The sequence below is a fragment of the Micromonospora sp. WMMD729 genome, assembly GCF_049315225.1.
Lineage (GTDB): Bacteria > Actinomycetota > Actinomycetes > Mycobacteriales > Micromonosporaceae > Micromonospora.
Genome location: NZ_CP186059.1, coordinates 1,761,958 through 1,786,571 on the forward strand (window position 1 = coordinate 1,761,958; position 24,614 = coordinate 1,786,571).

The 24,614-nt window shown below is 72.3% G+C and carries 17 protein-coding genes; 11 read left to right on the forward strand and 6 right to left on the reverse strand.

Annotation, left to right across the window (positions count from 1 at the left end; translation table 11 throughout):
• The first annotated feature begins 24 nt into the window (after positions 1-24).
• The 8 genes from ACN263_RS08150 (at position 25) to ACN263_RS08185 (ending at position 13,291) form a co-directional block, all read left to right on the forward strand.
• Positions 25-1,008: a DUF1702 family protein gene (locus tag ACN263_RS08150; RefSeq protein WP_422739196.1), complete on the forward strand. Its 984-nt coding sequence runs from the start codon at positions 25-27 to the stop codon at positions 1,006-1,008.
• Positions 1,005-6,812 carry an SDR family NAD(P)-dependent oxidoreductase gene (locus tag ACN263_RS08155; protein ID WP_422739197.1) on the forward strand — a complete coding sequence of 1,936 codons (5,808 nt, stop codon included), beginning with the start codon at positions 1,005-1,007 and terminating at the stop codon, positions 6,810-6,812. Before ACN263_RS08150 ends, ACN263_RS08155 begins: the two co-directional genes overlap by 4 nt.
• 2 nt (positions 6,813-6,814) lie before the next feature.
• On the forward strand, positions 6,815-7,255 hold the full coding sequence (locus tag ACN263_RS08160) for an acyl-CoA thioesterase (RefSeq protein ID WP_422739198.1): 441 nt from the start codon (positions 6,815-6,817) through the stop codon (positions 7,253-7,255).
• On the forward strand, positions 7,252-7,791 hold the full coding sequence (locus ACN263_RS08165) for a flavin reductase family protein (RefSeq protein WP_422739199.1): 540 nt from the start codon (positions 7,252-7,254) through the stop codon (positions 7,789-7,791). The genes ACN263_RS08160 and ACN263_RS08165 overlap by 4 nt, the downstream gene beginning before the upstream one ends.
• Positions 7,788-9,146 (forward strand): cytochrome P450, encoded by a 1,359-nt coding sequence (locus ACN263_RS08170; protein ID WP_422739200.1) that lies wholly within the window; start codon positions 7,788-7,790, stop codon positions 9,144-9,146. Before ACN263_RS08165 ends, ACN263_RS08170 begins: the two co-directional genes overlap by 4 nt.
• 92 nt (positions 9,147-9,238) lie before the next feature.
• On the forward strand, positions 9,239-11,212 hold the full coding sequence (locus tag ACN263_RS08175; RefSeq protein ID WP_422739201.1) for a CRTAC1 family protein: 1,974 nt from the start codon (positions 9,239-9,241) through the stop codon (positions 11,210-11,212).
• Positions 11,209-12,264 carry an enediyne biosynthesis protein gene (locus tag ACN263_RS08180; protein WP_422739202.1) on the forward strand — a complete coding sequence of 352 codons (1,056 nt, stop codon included), beginning with the start codon at positions 11,209-11,211 and terminating at the stop codon, positions 12,262-12,264. The genes ACN263_RS08175 and ACN263_RS08180 overlap by 4 nt, the downstream gene beginning before the upstream one ends.
• An 85-nt stretch (positions 12,265-12,349) precedes the next feature.
• Positions 12,350-13,291 carry a hypothetical protein gene (locus tag ACN263_RS08185; RefSeq protein ID WP_422739203.1) on the forward strand — a complete coding sequence of 314 codons (942 nt, stop codon included), beginning with the start codon at positions 12,350-12,352 and terminating at the stop codon, positions 13,289-13,291.
• Here ACN263_RS08185 and rph read toward each other — a convergent pair.
• Positions 13,282-15,903, reverse strand: a complete 2,622-nt coding sequence (gene rph, locus ACN263_RS08190) for a rifamycin-inactivating phosphotransferase (protein WP_422739204.1) — start codon at positions 15,901-15,903, stop codon at positions 13,282-13,284. The genes ACN263_RS08185 and rph overlap by 10 nt on opposite strands.
• Positions 15,904-16,384: 481 nt before the next feature.
• Between rph and ACN263_RS08195 the strand changes: the two genes are divergently transcribed.
• Positions 16,385-17,221 (forward strand): alpha/beta fold hydrolase, encoded by an 837-nt coding sequence (locus ACN263_RS08195; RefSeq protein WP_422739205.1) that lies wholly within the window; start codon positions 16,385-16,387, stop codon positions 17,219-17,221.
• Between the two features lie 7 nt (positions 17,222-17,228).
• On the opposite strand, the gene ACN263_RS08200 is transcribed toward ACN263_RS08195, so the two are convergent.
• A complete protein-coding gene (locus tag ACN263_RS08200) occupies positions 17,229-17,942 on the reverse strand; it encodes a hypothetical protein (RefSeq protein WP_422739206.1) in 714 nt (237 codons plus the stop codon).
• A gap of 205 nt (positions 17,943-18,147) precedes the next feature.
• Between ACN263_RS08200 and ACN263_RS08205 the strand changes: the two genes are divergently transcribed.
• The gene (locus ACN263_RS08205; RefSeq protein ID WP_422739207.1) at positions 18,148-19,038 is read left to right on the forward strand and encodes an SGNH/GDSL hydrolase family protein; all 891 of its coding nucleotides are present in this window, start codon (positions 18,148-18,150) and stop codon (positions 19,036-19,038) included.
• A gap of 97 nt (positions 19,039-19,135) precedes the next feature.
• Entirely contained in the window at positions 19,136-19,816 is a 681-nt protein-coding gene (locus ACN263_RS08210; RefSeq protein WP_422739208.1) for a DUF6891 domain-containing protein, read from the forward strand.
• Between the two features lie 10 nt (positions 19,817-19,826).
• Here the strand turns inward: ACN263_RS08210 and ACN263_RS08215 are convergent, their stop codons facing one another.
• From ACN263_RS08215 to ACN263_RS08230, 4 genes are all read right to left on the reverse strand, one after another.
• On the reverse strand, positions 19,827-20,972 hold the full coding sequence (locus tag ACN263_RS08215) for an RNA polymerase sigma factor (protein ID WP_422740635.1): 1,146 nt from the start codon (positions 20,970-20,972) through the stop codon (positions 19,827-19,829).
• Positions 20,973-20,980: 8 nt separating this feature from the next.
• Positions 20,981-21,388: a YciI family protein gene (locus ACN263_RS08220; RefSeq protein ID WP_422739209.1), complete on the reverse strand. Its 408-nt coding sequence runs from the start codon at positions 21,386-21,388 to the stop codon at positions 20,981-20,983.
• Positions 21,389-21,516: 128 nt separating this feature from the next.
• On the reverse strand, positions 21,517-22,554 hold the full coding sequence (locus tag ACN263_RS08225; RefSeq protein ID WP_422739210.1) for a LacI family DNA-binding transcriptional regulator: 1,038 nt from the start codon (positions 22,552-22,554) through the stop codon (positions 21,517-21,519).
• Between the two features lie 31 nt (positions 22,555-22,585).
• A complete protein-coding gene (locus ACN263_RS08230) occupies positions 22,586-24,160 on the reverse strand; it encodes a glycoside hydrolase family 43 protein (protein WP_422739211.1) in 1,575 nt (524 codons plus the stop codon).
• Between the last annotated feature and the right edge of the window lie 454 nt (positions 24,161-24,614).

A 24,614-nucleotide genomic window follows, 5' to 3' on the forward strand; every position in this document is an offset into this window, starting at 1 on the left:
CTCACCGGGAGGGCCGACGATACGATGAGTTCACTGCACAGGCTGCGACGACGTATTTTGACCCCCGACGTGCGCGAGACCAAGCTCAGCACGCGCGGATTCCATCTCAAGAACGAGCAGGCTCGCGAGCGCCTGGAAACGGTCGGCAGCTCGTTCCTGCACGGATTCGGTGCGGCCGCCGAGGCCACCGGACCGGCCGAGGCGGCGCCCTCGGTCGAGGCGACGCCGGCGGCGTACCGGGGCTTTGCCTACGAGGGCGCGGCCATGGCCTTCGCCATCCGCGACGCCCTGCCCGGGCGTTCGCGCCATGTCGCGCGGTTCCTCGCCGACCACGACGAGCACGTCTACATGGCGTACGTCGGGGTGGGCTGGGCCATGGCCCGCCTGCCGCGGCTGCTGTGGTCCCGGCTGTACGCCCCGGATCCGCTGCTGCGCTGGCTGGTCCTCGACGGGTACGGGTTCCACGAGGCGTACTTCAAGACCGACCGGTACGTGCGCCGCAGGCAGCGATCCGCCACCTTCCCGTGGCCGGTTGACGGTCCCCGGGACTATGCGGTCCGCGCCATCGACCAGGGCATCGGACGGGCCTCCTGGTTCGTGGCCGGTACCGACCCGGTGCAGCTCCTGCGCCTGCTCGACGCGTTCCCCGCGGACCGCCGCCGGGACCTGTACGCCGGCGCCGGACTCGCCGTCTGCTACGCGGGCGGCGCGACCGAGCAGGAACTCAACTGGCTCGCCGAGTGCGCCGGACCGTACCGGTCGGACCTGGCGCAGGGCGCGTCGTTCGGCGCCGCGGCCCGGCTGCGCGCCGGTCTCGTCATGCCGCACAACGAACTGGCCACCCGCGTCCTCTGCGGCATGACGGTGAGCGACGCGACCCGGGTGACCGACGAGGCGCGGGACGGGCTGCCCCCGGACGGTGCCCTGCCCGCCTACGAGGTGTGGCGCCAGCGCATCAGGAACGCCTTCGACCCGTCGCCCGCGACACGAAAGCTGAGTGAGCAATGACCAGTATCGCCGTGGTCGGGATGGCGTGCCGCTACCCCGACGCCCGTTCACCGCAGGAGTTGTGGGAGAACGCGGTCGCCGGTCGCCGGGCCTTCCGGCGGCTCCCCGACGTTCGGATGAACTCCGCCGACTACTTCGACGCCGACCCGGCCGCGCCGGATCGCTTCTACGCCCGCAACGCGGCCGTCATCGAGGGTTACGAGTTCGACCGGGTCGGCTACAAGGTCGCCGGCAGCACGTACCGGTCGACCGACCTGGCCCACTGGCTGGCCCTGGAGACCGCTGCCACGGCCCTGGCCGACGCCGGCTTCCCGGCGGGCGAGGGGCTGCCCCAGGAGCGTACCGGCGTGATCGTGGGCAACACGCTGACCGGTGAGTTCTCCCGCGCCAACCAGATACGGCTGCGCTGGCCCTACGTGCGCCGGACGGTGGCGGCGGCGTTGCGGGCCGAGGGCTGGGACGACGAGAAGCTGTCCGACTTCCTCGCCACCTACGAGCAGCTGTACAAGAGCCCGTTCCCGCCGGTGAACGAGGACACCCTCGCCGGCGCGCTGTCGAACACGATCGCCGGGCGCATCTGCAACCACTTCGACCTCAAGGGCGGCGGCTACACCGTCGACGGCGCGTGCTCGTCGTCGCTGCTGTCGGTGGTGACCGCGTGCCGGGCACTGCTCGACGGCGACCTGGACGTCGCGGTCGCCGGTGGTGTGGACCTGTCCATCGACCCGTTCGAGGTCATCGGCTTCGCCAAGACCGGCGCCCTGGCCTCCGGCGAGATGCGGGTCTACGACCGGGCCTCCAACGGGTTCTGGCCCGGTGAGGGCTGCGGCATGCTCGTGCTGATGCGCGCCGACCAGGCCGCCGAGGCGGGTCACCGCATCTACGCCTCGGTGGCCGGCTGGGGTGTCTCCTCCGATGGCCGGGGCGGCATCACCCGTCCCGAGGTCGACGGCTACCAGCTCGCCCTGCGTCGCGCGTACGGCCGGGCCGGCTTCGGCATCGACACCGTCGGCCTCTTCGAGGGGCACGGCACCGGCACGAAGGTCGGCGACACCACCGAGTTGACGGCGTTGTCCAGCGCCCGCGCCACGGCCAACCCCGACGCGCCGCCGGCCGTCATCGGCTCGGTCAAGGGGATGATCGGTCACACCAAGGCCGCCGCCGGGGTGGCCGGTTTCATCCGCGCCGCGATGGCCGTGCACCACGAGGTGCTTCCGCCGAGCGTCGGCTCCGTCGACCCGCACGAGATCCTGACCGGCGACGGGGCCCGGCTGCGCACCCTGCGCAAGGCCGAGGCGTGGCCGAGCGAGGTCCCGGTGCGGGCCGGCATCACCGCCATGGGCTTCGGCGGCATCAACACGCACGTCGTGCTCGAACGGCACGGCCCGCGCCGATCCGTCCCGGACCGCCGCACGCGTACCCTCGCCACCTCCGCCCAGGACGCCGAACTGCTGCTGGTGGACGCGGCCTCGGCACCCGAGCTCGCCGACCGGCTCGCCGAGCTGAGCGCCTTCGTGACCGCGATCTCGTACGCGGAGCTGAGTGACCTGGCCGCGGCGCTGCACCGTGACCTGCGCGACCGGCCGTTCCGGGCGGCCGTCGTGGCCTCGTCGCCCGAGGAGGCCACGCGGCTGCTGACCGCCGCCCGCGACGCCGTCGAGTCCGGCGAGACGAGCCTGATCCGCCCCGACGGTCGGTTCCTGCTCGGGCACGTCGGCGGCCCGGCCCGGATCAGCTTCCTCTTCCCGGGGCAGGGCTCCGGACGCGGCGTCAGCGGCGGCGCGTTGCGGCGACGCTTCGCCGAGGTGGAGGACGTCTACCTGCGCGCCGCCCTGCCGACCGGCAGCGACGTGGTCGCGACCGAGGTCGCGCAGCCGCGCATCGTCACCGGATCGCTCGCCGGGCAGCACGCCCTGTCGATGCTCGGCATCCAGGCGTCCACCGCCATCGGGCACAGCCTCGGTGAGATCGTGGCGTTGCAGTGGGCCGGCGTGATGGACGAGGAGACGCTGCTGCGCGTGGCGGGCGTCCGGGGCCGGACCATGGCGGGGCACAGCCAGGCCGGCACGATGGCCGACATCGGCGCGCCCCCCGAGACGGTCGACGGGATCATCGCCGGGCTCCCGGTGGTCGTGGCGGCGTACAACGGCCCCGAACACACGGTCGTCTCCGGGTCGGTCGACGCGATCGAGGCGGTCTGCCACAAGGCGCGCACCGCCGGCCTGAGCGCGACGCGCTTGCGGGTCTCGCACGCCTTCCACTCGCCGCTTGTCGCACCGGCCGCCGACACGTTCGCCGACGCCCTCGCCGACGAGCGGTTCCACCAGGTCGGCGCGCGGGTCGTCTCCACCGTCACCGGCGAGCCGCTGCCCGCCCGCACCGACGTGCCCGGGCTGCTGCGCCGCCAGATCACCGACCCGGTCCTGTTCCACCAGGCCGTCGCGCTCGCCGCCAAGAACACCGACCTGTTCGTCGAGGTCGGACCGGGCCAGGTGCTCACCGGGCTGGCGACGACGGTCACCGACGTACCGGCGGTCGCCGTGGACACCGACAACGACTCGCTGGCGAGCCTGCTGCGGGTCGCCGGCGCCGCGTACGTCCTCGGCGCGGCCCCGGCGCCGGCCGCGCTGTTCGACGGCCGGTTCGTGCGGCCGCTGGAGATCGGCGCCGAGTTCTCCTTCCTGACCAGCCCCTGCGAGCAGGCGCCGGAGCTGGACTCGGCGATCGAGCGCGGGTCCGCCGTGTCGACCACGCCCACCGCCGCCGTCGAACCGGCGGGGGTCGGACAGGAGTCCACCGAGGACCTCATGCGGCGGCTCACCGCCGAGCGTGCCGAGCTGCCCATCGAACTCGTCCGGCCGGACAGTCGGCTCCTCGACGACCTGCACCTGAGCTCGATCACGATCGGCCAGGTGGCGAACCAGCTCGCCCAGCGTCTGCAACTGCCACCGGCGCAGATGCCGGTCAACTTCGCGACCGCCACCGTCCGGGAACTCGCCGAGACGATGGACACTCTGGCACGTACCGCCCGGGACAGCGACGCCGCCGCCACGCCGCAGGTGGCGGGGGTGGCCGCCTGGGCACGGCCCTGGCGGGTCGACCTCGACGAGGTCCCGTTGCCGGCGGTCGCCGTCGACGCCGCCGGCGCGACGGGTCCGTGGCACGTGCACGCCGCCGCGGACCACCCGTTCGCCACCGCCCTCGCCACGGCACTCGAACGGGCCGGGCTCGGCGGCGGCGTGCTCGTCTGCCTGCCGCCGGACTGCACCGAGGAGCAACTGGCACCGGCCCTGCGGGGCGCACAGCAGGCGCTCGCCACCGGCAGCACCCGCTTCGTCCTCGTCGGGCACGGCCGGGGCGCGGCGGCCATCGCCCGGACACTGCACCTCGAAGCGCCGTCCGTGCTGGTCACCGTCGTGCACCTGGCCGACACCGGCGACGCGGCCGTGGAGCAGGTGGTGCGGGAGGTCGCCGCGACGACCAGCTTCACCGAGGTGCACCACGACGACGGGGTACGGCGGGTGCCGACCCTGCGCGCGATGCCGGTACGCCCCGCCACGACGGTGTCACCGCTCGGCGCGGACGACGTGCTGCTGGTGACCGGCGGGGGCAAGGGCATCACCGCCGAGTGCGCCCTCGCGCTGGCCAGCGACAGCGGCGCGAGCCTCGCGGTGCTCGGCCGCTCCGACCCCGCCCAGGACACCGAACTGGCCGGCAACCTGGCCCGGATCGCCGCCGCCGGGGTGCGGGTGCGCTACGCCCGCGCCGACGTCACCGACGCGGCCGCCGTCGCGCGGGCGGTCCGGGACCTCAGCGCCGACCTCGGGCCGGTCACCGCCGTCCTGCACGGCGCCGGCCGCAACGATCCCGCCGGCCTGGCGAGCCTGGACGAGGCCGCGTTCCGCCGTACCTTCGCGCCGAAGATCGACGGCCTGCGGGCGGTGCTCGACGCGGTCGACGCGTCCCGGCTCCGGCTGCTCGTCACGCTCGGCAGCATCATCGGGCGAGCCGGCCTGCGCGGCGAGGCGCACTACGCCACCGCGAACGACTGGCTGGCCGAGGAGACCACCGCCTTCGCCCAGGCGCACCCGGACTGCCGCACCCTGTGCCTCGAGTGGTCGGTCTGGTCCGGCGTCGGCATGGGGGAGCGGCTGTCGGTGGTCGAGTCGCTCAGCCGCGACGGCGTCACGCCCATCACCCCGGACCAAGGCATCGCGATCCTGCGGCGGCTGGTCGCGGACACCACGACACCGACCGTGGTGGTGATCAGCGGACGCACCGAGGGCATCCACACCGTGCGGTACCACCAGCCGGCGCTGCCGCTGCTGCGCTTCGTCGACCGCGCGCTGGTCCGCTACCACCAGGTCGAACTGGTGGTGGAGACGGAACTGAACGTCGGCACGGACCGCTACCTCGAGGACCACGACCTGGACGGCAACCTGCTCTTCCCCGCCGTCTTCGGGATGGAGGCCATGACGCAGGTGGCCGCGGCCCTGTCCGGCGCGGACGTCCTGCCGGTCATCGAGCAGGCGGAGTTCCTGCGACCCATCGTCGTCGCGCCGCACGGGCACACCCGGATCCGGGTCGCCGCCCTGGTCACCGACGACGACGTCGTCGAGGTCGCGATCCGCAGCGAGGAGACCGGCTTCACCGCCGACCACTTCACCGCCCGGCTGCGCCTCGGCGCGGACACGGTGCCCGACGGTCCTCCGGACCAGGTGCCGGACGGGCTCGCGCCGGTCGCCCTCACCCCACTGGACGACCTGTACGGCGGCACCCTGTTCCAGGGCGGCCGGTTCCAGCGGCTCCGCCAGTACCACCGGGCCGCCGCCCGGCACGTCGACGCGGTGGTGCAGGCCGACGACACCACCGCGTGGTTCGCCCCCTACGTCTCCGGCACGCTGCTGCTGGGCGACCCCGGCGTCCGCGACGCGCTCATGCACGGCAACCAGGTGTGCGTGCCGGACGCCACGCTGCTGCCCGTCGGCGTGGAACGTATCCACCCCGGCGGGGAGAAGCTGTCGTCGGCCCGCGAGCTGCGGTACTGCGCCACCGAGCGGGAACGCGACGGCGACACGTACGTCTACGACATCGCCCTGCGGACCGAGTCCGGGGTGACCGTCGAGCGGTGGGAGGGGCTGCGGCTGCGCGCGGTCCGCAAGCAGGACGGCGCGGGACCCTGGGTGCCGCCGCTGCTCGGCTCCTTCCTGGAGCGTGGGCTGGGCGACCTGGGGCTGCCCGGGGTGGCCGTCGCCATCGCACCGGACGCGCCGCCCGCCGACCCGGACCCGGCGTCACCGGAGGGCGGCGACCACCTGGCCGTCCGCCGCCGCGACAGCGCGAACGCGGTCGGGCAGGCGCTCGGACGCCCGGTCGAGATCAGGTACCGGCCGGACGGTCGACCGGAGGTCGACGGGGAGCACACCGTCTCGATCGCACACGGTGCCGGGGTGACGCTGGCCGTCGCCGGGACCGGCGTCCTCGGCTGCGACCTGGAGAGCGTGGCGCGGCGCAGCCCCGAGGAGTGGCAGGGCCTGTTGGGCCCGCACGCCGCGCTGGCGGACCTCCTGGTCGCCGACCTCGACGAGGACGCCGACACCGCCGCGACGCGGGTCTGGACCGCCGTCGAGGCGATGCAGAAGGCCGGCCTGCCGATGCGCGGCCCACTCGTCCTGGGCGGTACGGCCCGTCCCGGCTGGGTGCTCTTCGCCGCCGGTGGGGCCCGGGCCGCCTCGTTCGTCACGAGCCTGCGCGGCGTCGACGGACGCGTCGTCATCACTGTTCTGGCCGGTGCGGAGGGATGAGCATGGAGAGCTACTACGAACTGCGGCACACCGTCGGGTTCGAGGAGACGAACATCGTCGGCAACGTCTACTACGTCAACTACCTGCGCTGGCAGGGCCGCTGCCGGGAGATGTTCCTCAAGGACCGGGCCCCGGCCGTCCTCGCCGACCTGCAGAACGACCTCAAGCTGTTCACCCTGAAGGTCGACTGCGAGTTCTTCGCCGAGATCACCGCGTTCGACGAGATCGCGGTCCGGATGCGACTGCTCGAACTGGCCCAGACGCAGCTCGAGTTCGGGTTCGACTACGTGCGGACCCATCCGGCGGGGGAGACGCTCGTCGCCCGGGGCGTCCAGCGTGTGGCCTGCATGCGCGGCCCGAACAACCGGACCGTGCCCACCCGGGTTCCGGAGGCGCTGGAGCGCGCCCTGGAGCCGTACGCCGCCGCCGGGGTCCGGCGATGACGACCTTCGGTACGGACGAGCCGTCGGACCCGATGCTGATGCGTCGCGTCTGTGGGACCTTCGCCACCGGCGTCACGGTGGTCAGCGTCGGCGGGGACGAACCGCACGCCATGACCGCGAACTCGTTCAGCGCGGTGTCCCTCGACCCACCGCTGATCCTGGTGTGTGTCGGCCGGGACGCGCTGATGCACCAGGTGCTCAGCAGGGCCGGCACGTTCGGTGTCTCCGTGCTGGCCGCCGACCAGGAGCCGGTGGCGCGCTACTACGCCAACCGACTCCGCCCGCTCGGCCGGGAACAGTTCGAGTTCGCCGAGTGGCGGCCGGGCGCACGGACGGAGGCGCCGCTGCTGGCCGGTGCCGTCGCCCACCTCGAGTGCGAGCTCTGGCGGTCGTACGACGGCGGGGACCACACCATCTTCCTGGGCCGTCCGTGTGGCATGCGCCGGTACGAGGAGGGTGACGGCGACGCCCTGGTCTTCCTCGGTGGCCTGTTCCGCCGGTTGGAGAGCGTGCCCGCCGCGGTGGTGACGTCATGACCGCCGTCGCGCGTCCGGCGCCGTCCCTGCCCGGCCCGTCGCGGGCCTCCGCCGTCAGCATGCTCATCACGATGGGTCGGGACCGGCTCGGCATGATGACGTCGGCGGCCGACCGCTACGGCGACGTCGCGCTGCTGCCGGTCGGTCCGAAGGCGCTGTACTTCTTCAACCACCCCGAGCACGCCAAGCACGTCCTCGCCGACAACGCGGCCAACTACCACAAGGGCATCGGCCTGGTGCACGCCCGCCGGGCGCTCGGCGACGGGCTGCTCACCAGCGAGGGCGAGCTGTGGCGCAAGCAGCGCAGGGTGGTGCAGTCGGCGTTCCAGAGCCGACGCATCGCCCAGCAGGCCGGCATCGTCGCCGAGGAGGCGGCGGCCCTCGTCGGGCGGTTACGCACCCTCGGCCGCCACGGCCCGGTGGACGTGCTCGAGGAGATGACCGGGCTGACCCTCGGCGTGCTCGGGCGCACCCTGCTCGACACCGACCTCGGGCGGTTCCCGTCGATCGGCCGTGACTTCGCCGTGGTGCAGGACCAGGCCATGTTCGAGTTGGCGTCGTTGAGCGCCGTGCCGCCCTGGGTGCCGCTGCCGCGTCAGGTGCGGTTCCGGCGGGCCCGCCGACGACTTCAGGCGATCGTCGACGAACTGGTCGCCGAGCGTGGGGACCACACCGGTGACCGCGACGACGTGTTGTCGCGGCTCATCGTGTCGGCCCGGGCCGAGCCCGACCCCCGGGTCGGCCGGCAGCGGTTGCGTGACGAGTTGGTGACCCTGCTGCTCGCCGGGCACGAGACCACCGCCAGCACGCTGAGCTGGGCGCTGCACCTCATCGACAAACATCCCGAGGTACGTGCCCGGCTGCGGGACGAGGCGGTCACGGTGCTCGGCGACCGGCTGCCGACGTTCGAGGACCTGACCCGGCTGCGGTACACCGCGATGGTCATCGACGAGGTGGTGCGGCTGTACCCGCCGGTGTGGATCCTGCCCCGCAAGGCGCTCGCCGCCGACACGGTCGGCGGGTACCCGGTGCCGGCCGGCGCCGACGTGTTGATCTGCCCCTACACGCTGCACCGCCACCCGGACTTCTGGGACCGGCCGGACCGCTTCGACCCGGAGCGTTTCGACCCGGCCCGGCCCACCGACCGCCCGCGGTACGCGTACATCCCGTTCGGCGCCGGACCACGGTTCTGCGTCGGCAACCACCTCGGCCTGATGGAGGCCGCCTTCGTTCTCGCCGTGCTGGCGCGGGACCTGACGCTCACCACGGTCCCCACGCACGACGTCGTACCGGAGCCGATGTTGTCGCTGCGGATCCGCGGCGGCATGCCGATGAACGTGCGTCCAGCCGACTGAGGACACGCCGGGTGACCGCGCGGCGGTCACCCACGACCCGTACCACCCGAGAGCTCGACCCGGTCAGGTCGGGCGTCACCCAAGGGGGAGCGTTGCCACCGAAACCAGTGGGTCCGCTACGCAGACTCATTCCCGTCGTCTTCGTCCTGGTGCTCGTCGCGGGGCTGTTCACCGTCTCGCGGCTGCCGTCCGCCTCCGCGGAGGACCGGCGCGCGATGGCGTCGCAGTTCGCGTTCACCGAACTGCCCATCGCCCTCCCACCGGGTCTGCCCGAGCGCACGATCCGTACGGTCAACCCGAAGTACCAGCACATCCGGTCCTGGATCTCGTCGGTGGGCGCGGGCGTGGCGGTCAACGATCTCGACGGCCGGGGCGGATCCAACGACCTCTGCCTCGTCGACCCGCGCAGTGACAGCGTCGTCGTCACCCCCGCGCCCGGCGGTGGCGCGAGCTACCCGCCGTTCGTGCTGGATCCGAAGCCGCTGCCGATGGGCTCGGCGATCGCCCCGATGGGCTGCACGCCCGGCGACTTCAACCTCGACGGAAGGATGGATCTGCTGGTCATCTACTGGGGACGGACGCCGGTGGTGTTCCTGCAGAAGGCCGGCGGGTCGAGCCTGAGCCTGGCGTCGTACCACCCGGTCGAGCTGATCCCGCAGCAGCAGACCGCCGACGGGCGCTACCGGGGGCCGCTGTGGAACAGCAACGCGACCGCCGTCGCGGACTTCGACGGCGATGGCCGGCCCGACATCGGGATCTTCAACTACTTCCCGGACTCGCAGGTGCTCGACGCCAAGGGCCTGCCGAACGTGCAGATGAACCACTCGATGTCCCGCGCGCAGAACGCCGGCGGCGCGCACATCCTGCGCTGGACGGCGGCCACCAGTGGCGCCGAGCCGAGCGTCACGTACGAGCAGCAGACCGCCATCGACCCCCGGTACGCCACCGGCTGGACGCTCGCCTCGGCCTCCGCGGACCTCGACGGTGACCTGCGCCCCGAGCTGTACGTGGCGAACGACTTCGGCAACGACCGCTTCTTCCACAACGCGTCCACCCCTGGACAGATCAGGTTCACGCTGGCCGAGGGCCGCCGTGGCCCGCTCGACCCCAAGTCGCTGGTGCTGGGGCACGACTCGTTCAAGGGGATGGCCGTCGACTTCGCGGACCTGGGTGGCCGGGGCCGGTTCGACGCCTTCGTCAGCAACATCACCGAGTCGTGGGGCCTGGAGGAGAGCAACTTCGTCTGGCAGAACACCGCGGCGACCCCGCAGGAGGCGCGTGACCGCCTCGCCAACGGCATCGCACCCTTCGAGAACAAGGCGTCGGCCAAGAACCTGGCCTGGGTCGGCTGGGGTTGGGACGCCAAGATGGCCGACTTCGACAACAGCGGCCGGCTCGTCGTCGTGCAGTCCTGCGGCTTCGTCAAGGGCACGGTCAACCGGTTCAACTGGCTGCAGGAACTGGCCGCCAGCAACGACCTGATGCTGCGGGAGCCGGACATGTGGCCCAACGCGCAGCCCGGTGACGACATCGCCGGCTCGAACGCGCTGGCGTTCTGGGCGCCGGAGAAGGACAACGGCCGGTACGTCGACCTCAGTCCGCAGCTCGGCCTCGACGAGCGGACCCCGACCCGCGGCGTCGCGGTGGGCGACACCGACGGGGACGGCCGCCAGGACTTCGCGGTGGCCCGCCAGTGGGGGCCGCCCGCGTACTACCACAACACCAAGGCGCAGGTCGGCGACTTCCTCGGGCTGCGCCTGCACCGACCCGCGCTGGGCACCGCGACGGGCACCGACGCCCGTACCCCGGCGTACGGCGCGCAGGCGCGGGTGACCACGGCGGACGGCCGTACCCAGGTCGCCCAGCTCGACGGCGGCGGCGGCCACACGGGCAAGCGCAGCTTCGACGTGTTCTTCGGGCTCGGTGACCAGGGCAGCGCGCCCGTCACCGTCGACCTGAGCTGGCGCGACCTCGACGGCGTCCAGCACCAGCAGACGCTGCCCCTCGCCGCGGGATGGCACGACCTCACGCTCACCGACCGAGCCCAGGAGCTGACCACACCATGACGGACGTCAAACGCGCCCCGGCGGGCGTGACCACCACGGCCGAGGTCGCCGAGGCGACCCGCAACGGCAGCGGCCCGGACCGTACGACGGTCCCCGTCGACAGTCGACCGCCCGTACCCAGGGTGGACAAGCGCGACCCCCGCTACCTGGCCCTGCGCAACTTCGCCATCTCCATGTCCATCCTCAACGTCCTCGGCTACACCATCCTCGGTTTCGAACAGCCCTGGACCTGGCCGCTGTTCGCCCTGGCGGTCGGCTACACCGTCGAGATCGCGATCGAGGCGGTCGCGGCCCGCTCCCTGGGCCGCCGGCCCGCCTACAGCGGCAACGGCGCGTGGGGCGTCTACACGTTCCTGCTGCCGACCCACATCACGGCGCTCGCCTGCAACATGCTGCTCTACGCCAACGACAAGTTCTGGCCGATCGCCTTCGCCGTGGTGGTGGCCGTCGGGCAGAAGGCCGTGCTCCAGGCGCCGATCGCCGGGCGGATGCGGCACTTCATGAACCCGTCGAACTTCGGCATCACCGTCACGCTCGTCGCGTTCTCCTGGGTCAACGTCGCGCCGCCGTACCACTTCACGGAGAACGTGCCGGACATGTTCCGGATGTTCATCCCGATGGTGATCCTCACCGCCGGCACGGTCCTCAACGCGATGCTCACCAAGAAGGTCGCCCTGATCGTGGGTTGGGTCGGTGGCTTCGTCATCCAGGCCCTGATCCGGCACTACGTCTGGGACGTCCAGCTCTGGTCGGCGCTGAGCATCATGACCGGGGTGGCGTTCGTGCTGTTCACCAACTACATGATCACCGACCCGGGCACCACGCCCGCCAAACCCCGCTACCAGTTCATGTTCGGTTCCATGGTGGCCATGGTGTACGGCGTCCTGATGCTGTTCAACGTCGTCTACACGCTGTTCTTCGCGGTCACCATCGTCTGCCTGGCGCGGGGCCTGTTCTGGTGGGGCAGGTGGCTCGCCGAACGGCGCGGGGCCCGTACCGCCGTGCAGCCCGTGCCGCCACCGGCGGCGGTGGAGCTGCCGATCGCCCGCTGACCGTTCGAATCGCACGGCCCGGTCGGCCGTCCCCTCCGCCCGCGAGAGGACGGCCGGCCGGGCACCTGATCCCCGAGAGGCTGTCATGACTGTCACTCCACCGTCGGCCGTGCGGGACGCGCCCGCCGCCACGCCGGCACGCTCCGCCCGGCGGGCACCGCTGATCGTGGGCAGTGTGCTCGCCGGAGTCGCGCTCTCCCTGCTGTGGTCGTACCAGTTCGTCGACCAGACGATCGGCGACAACGTCGCCAACACCCTGCTGGGCCACGACGCCAAGGCGACCGCGATCGGCGGGACCGCGGCCGGCCTGCTGTTCGCGTTCGTCTCGGGTCTGGCGGGTACGTTCACGGCCTGCAACATCGCCATGGCCGCGTCGATCGGACCGATGACCCATGCCGGCGCCGGCGGTAGCCCGGCGGCCGGGCTGCGTTTCATGCTCCGGCCGCTGGGCCTGCTGGCGGCGGGCATGGTCATCGTCTCCGCCACGTACGGATTCGTCGGTGTCCTGCTCGGCGACACGTTGCCGCAGCTGTCGACGGCGACGACCGCCGGCGGCATGCCCGTACGACTGGTGCAGTCCACCGTGGTCTTCGGCCTGATCGGCCTCGCCTTCAGCTACCTCGGTCTGGCCGCCCTCGGCACGGTGCCGGAACCGTTCGCGCGTCGCCCCCTCACCCGGGTCTTCGTGCTCGGCATGCTGGTCGGCGCCTTCCTCATCGGCCGGCCGTACCCCCTGTTCCACAAGCTCTTCCAGTGGGCCGCGGACGACGGCAACCCGCTGTACGGCAGCGTCGCCTTCGTGTTGCAGTCGCTGGGCAACATCGCGATCGTGGCCGCTCTGTTCGCGCTCGTCGTCCTGGTCACCCGAGGTGGGCTGATCCGCTGGCTCTCCGCGCGACCGGCACGCACCCTCGCGGTCACCGGCTCGCTGCTGCTCGCGCTGGGCGTCTTCACCCTGGTCTACTGGACCGTCCGGGTGCCCGCCATGTTCGGCTACGGCTGGTTCCCGACCATGCCCTACAACTGAGCGCCGGCGTCGGGCCCGTCCAGGATCTCCACGTACCCGTCGACGCCGTGCACGCGGATCCGCTGCCCGTCACGGATCAGCCTGGTCGCGTCCGGCACGCCGACGACGGCGGGCAGGCCGTACTCCCGGGCGATGACCGCGCCGTGGGTCATCAGGCCACCCACCTCGGTGACCAGCCCGGCGACCGCCACGAACAGCGGCGACCAGCTCGGGTCGGTGTACGCGGTGACCAGGATGTCGCCCGGTTCCAGGTCGGCCTCGGCCAGGTCGAGCAGGACACGGGCGCGACCCTCGACGACCCCGCCGGAGACGCCGAGACCGACAAGCGCGCCGGCCGGCACGTCGTCACGTCGGTACGCCCCGGAGAGGCACTCTCCCTCGGAGGTGAGCACCCGGGGCGGGGTGAGCTGCTGGTGCGCCCGGTACGCCGCCCTGCGCCGCTGGACGAGGCGATCGTCGACGACGTGCGTCCGTACGACGTCGTGCAGCTCGGCGAAGGTGAGGTAGAAGATGTCGTCCCGCTCGCGCAGCACGCCGGCCTGGACGAGGCGCTCCGCCTCCCGTACCAGGGCCTGCTTGTAGACGAAGTAGCGGCTGATGATCGCGTACTTGGGATACTCCCGGTACCCGATGAAGGTGCGGACCCGGTCGATCATCCGTGCGGTCTCGTCGGCCTTGCGTTCCCCGTCCGGCAGGGCGCGCAGGCGTTCCAGCAGCTCCGCACGTTTGCGCTCGGCCTCGGCGCGGCCCTGCGCGAAGCGCCGTCGGGCGGCGCCCGCCTCGTGCAGCCGGATGTTGTCGAGGATCAGGGGTACGAGCGTGCTGGGGCGTTCGGCCCAGCGCGGCCGGGTGATGTCGATCTCGCCGACGCAGCGCATGCCGTACCGGTCGAGATAGTCCCGGATGGCGTCGCGCGCCGCGACGCCGCCCGGCAGCCCCGGCAACCCGTCGAGGAAGCCGTCGTCGTCGACCTTCCGCAGAAAGGCCACCACCTCGGGGTACGGACGGATCGCGTCCGCGACGTCGAGCAGCGCCAGGCCCATCTCCGAGGTGACGTTGCCGGGGGCCGACAGGGTGAGGGTGTCGGCCGCGTTCTTCTCACCCAGCCAGTCGGCCAGCCGCTCGTTGAGCCACCAGGTGGCCTCCATCCCCGCCATGATCGCCTGCATGCTCACCGGATCGGCGAGCAACCGCTTGTGCTCCTCGAAGGCCGTGGGCAGGAAGTCGAACAGCGCCGGTCCGGTCACGGTCGCGATGTCGTGCCGCAGCGTGGCGAGCGAGGCCCGGCTGCGCTCGATCAACCCGGTGACGACGGCCGGATCGTTCTCGATCGTGCTGGACGCGCCGCCGAGTCGTGGGACAGCGGGAGCGTCCTGGGTGAGCGTCGGCACGAAGTCGGGGCGGGCGAGGAGCGTCTCCAGCGCGTCCCGGGTCAACGGATCGGTCCTGCCCGCCATCTCGAGGAAGCCGGCGCGGCTCGCGGGTGACGCCAGGATCCGGGTGGCGTCGACGAAGAGCCGCCCGCCGGCCTCGTGCATCGGCGCCATCGCCGTGAGCTGCCACATGGACAGCCCCAGCGGTTTCATGGCGTCGGTCATCATCTGCTGGTGCCCCACCGACAGGTAGACGTGATTCTCCTCGTCGGCGGCGGCCGGGACGGGGAACAGCGTGGTGATCGGCCGGCTCTGGACGATCTGGAGGTCGTCGTCGACCAGGCACCACTCGATGTCCTGTGGGCAGCCGAAGGCCGCCTCGATCCGCCGTCCCACCCGTACCAGGTGCAGGACCTGGTCGTCCGTGAGCGCCGGCTGCTCCTGCCGGTCCGCGCGGACCGCCTGTCGGGCGGTGCCGCCGCCCGGGAGTGCGTCGACGGTGACCCTCTTGGTGGCGATCGACCGGTCGACGATCGCGTCGTCCCGTACCCGGTAGGCGTCCGGGTTCACGAGCCCGGAGACCAGCGCCTCGCCGAGACCGAAGCTGGCCTCCACCGAGGCGACCTTCCGGTTGGAGGTGACCGGATCGGCCGTGAACAGCACGCCGGCCGCCTGCGGGAACACCATCGTCTGCACGACGACGGCGAGGTGGACCGACCGGTGGTCGATGCCGTTGCGCTGCCGGTAGGTTACGGCCCGCTCGGTGAAGAGGGAGGCCCAGCACCGGCTGATCTGCGCGCGGACGGCGGCCGTGCCGCGGACGTTCAGGTAGGTGTCCTGCTGGCCGGCGAAGGAGGCCGTCGCCAGATCCTCGGCGGTGGCGCTGGACCGGACGGCGTAGGCCGCGTCCACGCCGTGTCGGCGCAGCGCCTCGTCGATCGCCGTCACCAGGTCGTCGGGCAGGACGATCCCCTCGATCAGCCGGCGGATCGCCGCGCTGCGGTCGCGGACCGCGGTCCGGTCCTCGGACGTCAGGCGCGACAGGTGGTCGAGGTGGTCCGCCATCGCGGGCGCCTCGGCCACGACCCGGCGGTAGGCGTCGGTCGTCACACAGAAGCCGGGCGGTACCCGGATGCCGTCGAGCCGGGCCAGCGCCCCCAGCCGGGCGCCCTTGCCGCCGACGACCGCGACCTGTGTCTCGTCGACCTCGTCGAGATCCCGTACGTACCGGTCGCTCATCCCGTCACCTCGGCCCGAACGGTCCACGCCAACCCCAGCGCCTGCACCAACACGTCGCACGCATTTCCCCGATTCTTCGGTGGTTCCCGTCTCCGGCCGACGATTCTGCGCCACCACCGGGGTCTTGCGGCAAGGCCCCGGTCGCGATATACGTTAGAGTGGGAGCGGTTACCGGTGGCGTTTTCCCGGCCGCGAAATCCCGGATCTCGGGGTATCAACCCGCCTCGCACAGCGCGATATCGACGAAGTCGAGTGGATCATTGCCGCAGCGCCCCGGGCTACCCGACCTGAGCACGGCCGTTCGGCGTGCGATCGCACCCGGTCCCACCGCGCTGGTCTGCCACCGGCGCTGCGCTACCGACTGCCGGACGCGACCACCCTCTCGGCGAACGACCGCCATCCGTGCTGCGGCGGACGTCACTTTGACGCGTACGGCTAATAGTATTAGCCTTCAGCTAAGCCAATTAGCTTGGAGGGTTCGATGACCGAGTACCTGAACGTCGACGGTGGCACCCTGGCGTACGAGGTGACCGGTGACTCCGGCCCGCTCGTCGTGCTCGCCCACGGCATGGGTGACAGCCGCGAGGCGTACCGTTTCGTGGTGCCCCGCCTGGCGGCCGCCGGCTACCGGGTGGCCGCGGTCGACCTGCGGGGTTGCGGCGAGTCGAGCGCGCGATGGCCCTCCTACAGCCGCACCGACATCGCGGGCGACCTGCTCGCGGTCATCCGCCACCTCGGCGGTCCGGCCGTGCTGGTCGGCCACTCGATCTCCGGCGGGGCCGCCACCATCGCCGCCGCCCAGTCGCCCGAGGCGGTGACCGGGATCGTCGAACTGGCCCCCTTCACCCGCAAGCAGTCGGTCAAGCTGGCTGACCTGCGGGTCGCCCGATACCGCAGGGGCATGGCCCGACTGCTCGGCACCGGTCTGTTCGGCAGCGTCCGGCTCTGGCGCAGCTACCTCGACGTCGCCTACCCGGGCCACAAGCCGGCCGACTGGTCCGACCGCGCGGCCCGGATCGACGACATGCTGCGCGAGCCCGGCCGGATGGCGGCGATGCGCGGGATGGGTCGGTCGGCGCCGTCCGACGCCGGGGCGCAGCTCGGCAACGTTCGCTGTCCGGTGCTGATCGTCGAGGGCACGCTCGACCCGGACTGGGGCGACCCGCGCGCCGAGGGCGCGGCGATCGTGGCCGCGCTGCCCGCCGGGCTGGGCCGGCTTGACATGGTCGAGGGCGCGGGTCACTACCCGCACGTGCAGTACCCCGACGAGGTGGTGGCCCTGCTGCTCGACTTCCTGCGCGCGCACGCCCGCGCCTGATCGGCGGTCAGGCCAGCAGTTGCTCCCGCATCCGCGCACCCAGGTTGATCCGTCCCACCGGACGCCCGGCCCACGGATCGTGGACGTCCAGGCTGTTGTTGCGGCGCATCAGCGCGCGGACCGGCGGCGGCAGTCGCGGCGGATCGTCCATGGCCGCGAGGATCTGCGCGGCGCTGGCGATCAGTCGATCGACCAGGGCCGCCGCGTCGGTGTCCACCGGCACCCGGCCGTACTCCCAGCCGGCGGTGGTGAGGTCGAGCACCTCGAACACGTGGGTCACCAGCGGCGCCGGATCGGTCACCCGATCGAGCCGGGCCGCCCGACCGCCGACCACCGCGACGGCGGCGGCCACCTGCGCGTACGGGTGGAAACCGCAGGGCAGGGCGAACAGCGGCCAGCGCAGTCCGGGGCCGGCCTCCGACCAGAGTTGCCGGTAGTTGCGCCGGTTCACGAGGAGCCGCCGGCCCGTGCGGCGGTGAATGGCCTCGGCCTGCGCCCGAAGATCCAGGTGTGCCTCGTCGGCGACCTGGTGCAGGACCCGGGCCGCGACCACCAGGCCGTCGTCCCCGCCCAGCATCCCGGTCGCCGCCTCGACCTGCGCGGGGAACGGAGTCCGCGCCTGCGGGCCGTACCCGTGCTGGAGATCGCGCAGCAACGCCTGCTGCCGTTCCGGGTCGAGCTGGATCCGCCCGCCGCCCAGCAGCCGCTGGAGCCAACGCATGTCGCCTCGTTTCAGCAGAGCCGTCCCGAACTGACGCCATGCTATGCGCCGGCGGATCATCGCGTGCCGCAGGGGTCCGCGGTAACGGCGCAATCCACATTCCAGAGTGTCATTTAATGAGGGCCATCTATATTGACGTTAACCTTCGTTCAGGGACAGGATCTCGGCACCACCACCCTCGCCGCGATCTCCCTTGGGAGGCGTCATGCCCCGTCCCCGCCTGCCGCTCCTGCGGGCAACCGCCCGACTGGCCGCACTCGCCACGGCCACCGTCGGCGTCCTGCTCGCCGTCACCACACCCGCCAGCGCCGCCGTCCCCTCCGGCCGCTACGTCGCGCTGGGCGACTCGTACACCGCAGGTCCCCTGATCCCGACCCAGGTGGACCTCAACTGTCTACGGTCGAACCGCAACTACCCCTCACTGGTGGCCGCGTCCGCCGGCTCGACGTCGTTCGCCGACGTGAGCTGCTCCGGGGCCACCACCGACGACATCCTCTACGGCGGCAGCGGCCAACTGGGCATCAACCTGCCCCCGCAGCTCAACGCGGTCACGTCGAGCACCGCGCTGGTGACGGTGCAGATCGGCGGCAACGACATCGGCTTCTCCGGCATCATCAGCGAGTGCGCGGAGGCGAGCCTCAGCAGTCCCCTCGGCTCGCCGTGCAAGAACCGCTACACGGCCGGCGGCACCGACCAGTTGCAGGCCCGAATCGCGGCCACGGTGCCGAAGGTGACGACCGTGCTCCAGGCGATCCGCCGGGCCGCGCCCAGCGCGCGGATCGTGGTGCTCGGATACCCGGCGATCCTGCCCGACACCGGGTACGGCTGCTGGCCGGTGGTGCCGATCGCCTACCAGGACGTGCCCTACCTGCGCGGCATCGAGAAGTCGCTCAACACCATGCTGGCCAACGCCGCCGGCGCGAACGGCGCCACCTACGCCGACGTCTACACCCCGTCGATCGGTCGGGACGCGTGCAAGAGCAGCGGCACCCGCTGGATCGAGGGTCTGGTGCCGCAGAACTCCGCCGCGCCCTTCCACCCCAACGCCCGTGGTGAGCAGGGCATGAGCACCGCGCTGCTGGCCACCCTGAACTGACCGGGCGCGACCCCGGGGCCGGCCCCGCCGTACCACGGCGGGGCCGGGCCGCCCGTCCCGCCGGCGACTGTCGGAGGTCCGTGCCAGGATCCGCGCCGTGGATGGATGGACGTACAACGACCGCCCCGAGGGCGTGCGCTTCCTGACCGAGCGGGTCGCCGAGCCGGGTCGCGCCGAGATCGAAGCCGAGATCTGGGACTGGGTCGTCCGCGGGTACGACGACCCCGACGACTTCCTGGACTACCTCGACGGGGACGACGACCGACACGGCGCCACCGACGACGACCTCCGGTCGGCGTACGAGAGCGCGCTGACCGCCCGACGCGAGCAGCAGCAGCGTTGGGGCGAGGTGCGCAGCAACCTGACCCGGGCGTTCGCCGAGCTGACCGAGGTCGGCGTGGTGGCCCGGGAGAACTTCAGCTGCTGCGGCACCTGCGCGTCCGCCGAGATCCACGACGAACGCGACGACTCCCGGCACTGGCAGGGCTACCTGTGGTACCACCAGCAGGACACCGAGTCGCTGCTGGCCAGCGAGGACGGTGAGGTCTACCTCGGCTACGGCGTCTACCCGCCGGCGGACTTCGACGAGGACGCCTACTCGGCCCTGCCGGAGGCCGAGCAGCAGGCCCGTTACCAGGCCGACCTGGAACGCCTGCTGGACGAGGTCGCCTTCCCGGTGCTGCGCCGGCACGGCATGCGGGTGGAGTGGAACCGCAAGCAGTCGCAGCGGGTCCGGGTGACCGGCGCGCAGTGGTACGCCCCCCTGCCGAGCGTCTGAGTCGGGTCGCTCACCGCCGCCGGTGGTCGTTCAGGCGCGCGGCCTGTCGGGTCAGGTGGTCCCGCTCGGCGAGGTTGGCGGCCTTGTGGGCCGCCTCGGCGTAGAGCCGTGCTGCTGTCGTCGGGTCGCCGTCGCGCTCGTGCAGGTACGCCGCCACCGCCAGGTACCGCGGCAACGAGTCGTCGAGCCCCGCGAGGGCGGCCAGCCCGGCCCGGGCCCCGTCGGCCGCGCCGACCGCCACGGCGCGGTTGAGCCGGACCACAGGGCTGTCGGTCAGCCGCGCGAGCTCGTCGTACCACTCGACGATCTGCACCCAGTCGGTCTCCTCGGCGGTGGGCGCGTCGGCGTGCAGGGCGGCGATGGCGGCCTGCGCCTGGAACTCGCCGAGCCGGTCCCGGGCGAGGGCCGCCTGGAGGATGCCGATGCCCTCCGCGATGGCGGTCGTGTCCCACCGGCTGCGGTCCTGCTCCGCGAGCGGCACCAGGCTGCCGTCGGGTGCGGTCCGGCTGGCCCGGCGGGCGTGGTGCAGCAGCATGAGGGCGAGCAGTCCCGCCACCTCGGGGTGGTCGATCGCGGCCGCGAGCTGCCGGGTGAGCCGGATGGCCTCGGCGGCGAGGTCGACGTCACCGGTGTACCCCTCGTTGAAGACCAGGTAGAGCACGCGCAGCACGGTGGTGACGTCGCCGGGCTCGTCGAACCGTACGGAGGCGACCGTATGTTTCGCCCGGCTGATGCGCTGCGCCATGGTCGCCTCGGGTACCAGGTAGGCGTGCGCGATCTGCCGGGTGGTCAGCCCGCCCACGGCACGCAGTGTGAGCGCGACGGCCGACGACGGCGTCAGCGACGGGTGGGCGCAGAGGAAGTAGAGCGCGAGGGTGTCGTCCACCGCGCTCGTGGGCCCGGGCGTCGGCTCGGCATCGACGACGTCCTCCCGACGACGGCGGGCGGCGTCCGCGCGGACGGTGTCGAGGAACCGCCGCCAGGCCACGGTGATCAGCCAGCCCTTCGGGTCGCGCGGCGGATCGGCCGGCCAGACGCGAACCGCCTCCACCAGCGCGTCCTGTACGGCGTCCTCGGCCGCCGCGAAGTCGGCTCCGCGGCGGACGAGAACGGCGAGCACGCTCGGCGTGAGGCTGCGGAGCAGTGCCTGGTCCATCGCGGACGTCACTCCGTGATGGTGGGCGGCTCGGTGAGGAACGGGCGCACCTCAAGCCACTCGTGGATCGGCTTGCCACCCGCTCCCGGCGCGGCCGACAGCTCGCCCGCCAACTCGACGGCGCGCTCGTAACTGTCGACGTCGATCACCATCCAGCCGGCGATGAGGTCCTTGGTCTCGGCGAACGGGCCGTCGGTGACCGGCGGGCGTCCCTCCCCGTCGTAGCGGACCCAGGCACCCTCGGGGGCGAGCGCCTGACCGTCGACGAACTCGCCACTCTTCTCCAGCCGGCCGGCGAAGTCCTGCATGTACTGGATGTGCGCGGAGATCTCCTCCGGCGTCCACCGGTCCATCGGCACGTCGTTCACCGCGGCCGGAGCGCCGCGGTAGTGCTTCAGCAGCAGGTACTTGGCCATCGTCGTGCTCCTCCTCGCTGGCGCGACCCGTTCTGGTCGCGTTCACCCCGGGGACGACGCCGGGCGTGGTTTCTCGACATGGTCGCCGAAAAAACTTTGCCGGCCGCGCGGCACGCCGTCCGGCGCGGCTACCGGCGGCCGGGCGGACCGGTGCTGCCCCGGACGACGAGTGCGGTGCTGAGTTCGTACCGCTCCTGGGGCAAAGCGTGGCCGTCGGCCAGCGTCAACGCGAGGCGGGCGGCGGTGGCCCCGATCTCGGTGAACGGTTGTCGCACCGTGGTCAGGGGCGGCGACGTCCAGGTCACCTGGTCCACGTCGTCGAACCCGACGACGCTCAGGTCGTCGGGAATCCGCCGGCCGACGTCGTGGGCCGCCGCGTAGACGCCGAGCGCCTGCAGGTCGTTGCCGCAGACGACGGCGGTGGGTGGTTCGGGCAGGGTCAGCAACTCCCGGCCGAGGTCACGGCCGGACACGAAGCTGAAGACCCCCTGCCGTTCGAGGCTGTCGTCGAATCCGATGCCGGCATGGTCCAGCGCGGCCCGGAACCCGTCCAGGCGGGCCCGCGCCGCGAGGTCCTGCACCGGACCGGTGAGCACCCCGATCCGCCGGTGGCCGAGGTCGAGAAGGTGCCGGGTGGCGGCGAGGGCGCCGCTCCAGTTGTTCGACCCGACGGCCGGGGTGGGGAAGAGTTCGCCGCCCGGGTCGATGGCGACGAGCGGTATGCCCATGGCGGCCAACTGTCGGCCGTGCTCGGCGGTGACGAGCGAGCAGACCGCGATGACGGCGGTCGGATGCCGCAGCAGCAGGGGCTCCATCCAGGGAAGTCCGGCCGTCACGCGGTGGCGGAGGTCGACGAACCCGACGGTGCAGTCCCGCGCGTCGGCGACCTCCTGGATGCCGCGCAGGATCTCCAGCGCGATCGAGGGCAGCATGTGGTGGAAGAGCACCTCGACGCAGCGGGTGCGTACGGTGTCCTCCGGCCGGCGGTAGCCGTGGTCGCGCAGCAGCGCCTCCACCCGCTGCCGGGTCTGTTCACCCACCCCGGCGCGGCCGTTGAGGACCTTGGACACCGTGGGCGGGGAGACGCCGGCGAGCTCGGCGATCGTGGCGACGGGCAGGTCACCCCTCAGTGGTCTGCGGGGGCGCCGCCGGCTCTCGTCGCTCACACGGCGAGTCTACGGTCGCGGCACCTGTCGTTCAGCCGGGCGGACGCGCCACCGGCCGGTAGTCGAACCAGTCGAAGGCCGCGACGCCGTCGGTCACGTACATGCCGATGACCCGGCCGGTGAAGCCGCCGGCGACCTCGGTGGAGAGGTACCGTCCGTCGAGTTCGGTCAGCAGCACCCGGCCCTCGGTGCTCTGCACCTCGAACGCGATCATGTCGCTGGTGGCGGCGCGTACCCCGAAGGGTTCGTCGGTGGCGGTGAGGCCGGCGGCGGACGTCACGGTCGGCGGGTAGAGATCGTGGGTCCGGGTGGTGATCGTCAGGATGAGCGGCCCACGGGGTACGTCGAGGGTCGCGAAGACCTGCCGGAACGGTCCCACCCGGCCGAGCACGCGGACGACGGCGTCCTGGACCTCGAGGTCGTAGTGGTGCGCCTCGTCGATGCGCAGGGTGAGCCCGGCGGTGCCGCCGCCCGGATCGACCCGCACGCTGGCGCGGCAGTCATGGTGGCATTGGCGGGCCGCCACGATCGTCGCGCCGGCGCGGTCCAGCGTCGTACCGGTGGCGTGCAGGGTGAGCCATCCGGGCCGCTCGGTCAACGACCAGGCCGCGTCGGGGCGGGAACGGGGCGAGACCCACCCGGGCGCGAGGCTGGTCGTGTCGAAGTCGTCGCGGTGCGCGCCCGGATCGGGTGGGGCGGCCAGGGCCGGCGGGCTGCCGGCGGGCGCGGCGGTGACCTCTCGGACGGGGTCGACCACGGGCCAGCCGTCGACCCAGCGGACCGGCACGAGGAACGTCTCGCGCCCGAGCACGTGGAAGGGCGGCCACTGGCCCTTCGGCCGGATCCCCAGCAGGACCATCCACCAACTGCCGTCCGTGGCCTGTACCAGGTCGGCGTGCCCGGTCGCCTGGACGGGGAGGTTGGTGCTCCGGTGGGTGAGGATCGGGTTGCGCGGCGCGGGCTCGAACGGCCCCCGAGGGCTGCGGGACCGGGCGACCGAGACGGCGTGACCGGTGTGCGTACCGCCCTCGGAGAGCAGCAGGTACCACCATTCGCCGATCCGGTACAGGTGTGGCGACTCCGGGTACTGCCCCCCGGTGCCGGACCAGAGCGCGATCGGACCCTCCCGCACCTGACCCGTGTCCGGGTCGATCCGGTAGGCGTCCACCCCCGAGGTCGTCAGCCAGCAGGTGCCGTCATCGTCCCAGGCCAGGGACGGGTCGACGTGCGGCAGGTCGAGGTAGACCGGGTCCGACCACGGGCCGGTGGGGTCCGCCGCGGTGACGATGAGGTGCCGGCCGAGGCTGACGTTCGTGGTGATCACCCAGAAGCGGCCGTCGTGGTGGCGGATGGTCGGCGCGAAGATGCCGCCGGACGCGTCGGCGTCGGGCGGAATCTCCAACTGGCTGGCACGGTCGAGGACGTTGCCGATCTGTCGCCAGTGGACCAGGTCCCGGCTGTGCAGGAGTGGAACCCCGGGGAAGTACTCGAAGCTTGAGCAGACGAGGTAGTAGTCCTCGCCGACCCGGCAGAAGCTCGGGTCGGGGTAGAAGCCGGGTACGACCGGGTTGCGGTAGCCCGTCTCGGCCGACGAGCCTGGGGACACGGCTGCCACCTCCGGGCGGTCGACGCCGAGATGTCGTGGTTTGTTCGCGATAACATCTCGTGCCCCTGGATGCTACGAACGAGCCGCGTCGATGGCAAGGTGTCCGGGTGGCGCGCCGTGGGCATGCCTCTGCGTACCGGTCCGAAACATGACCGACACCTATTGACGCGCAGCGCCGCCATCTACGAAGGTCTATGGAGGATGCATGGCGCGCCGCCGGGAGCCCGGTGCGCCGGGCCTCGGCTGTGAACGCTGCCCAACGGTGCGAGCGGGCCGCACCTGTTAGCGCTAACAGCCATCGCCCCACCCCGCGTGCCCGGCCGCCGCCGACCGTCCCCGCCAGGACCCGATCGGCAATCCGGCCGGAGGCACGTCCCGCCATCGCACCAGTTCCGGCGGCGTCTCCAGCAGCGCCGTCCCCACCTGCGTGAGGCATCTGGCCTGCGCAGATTGG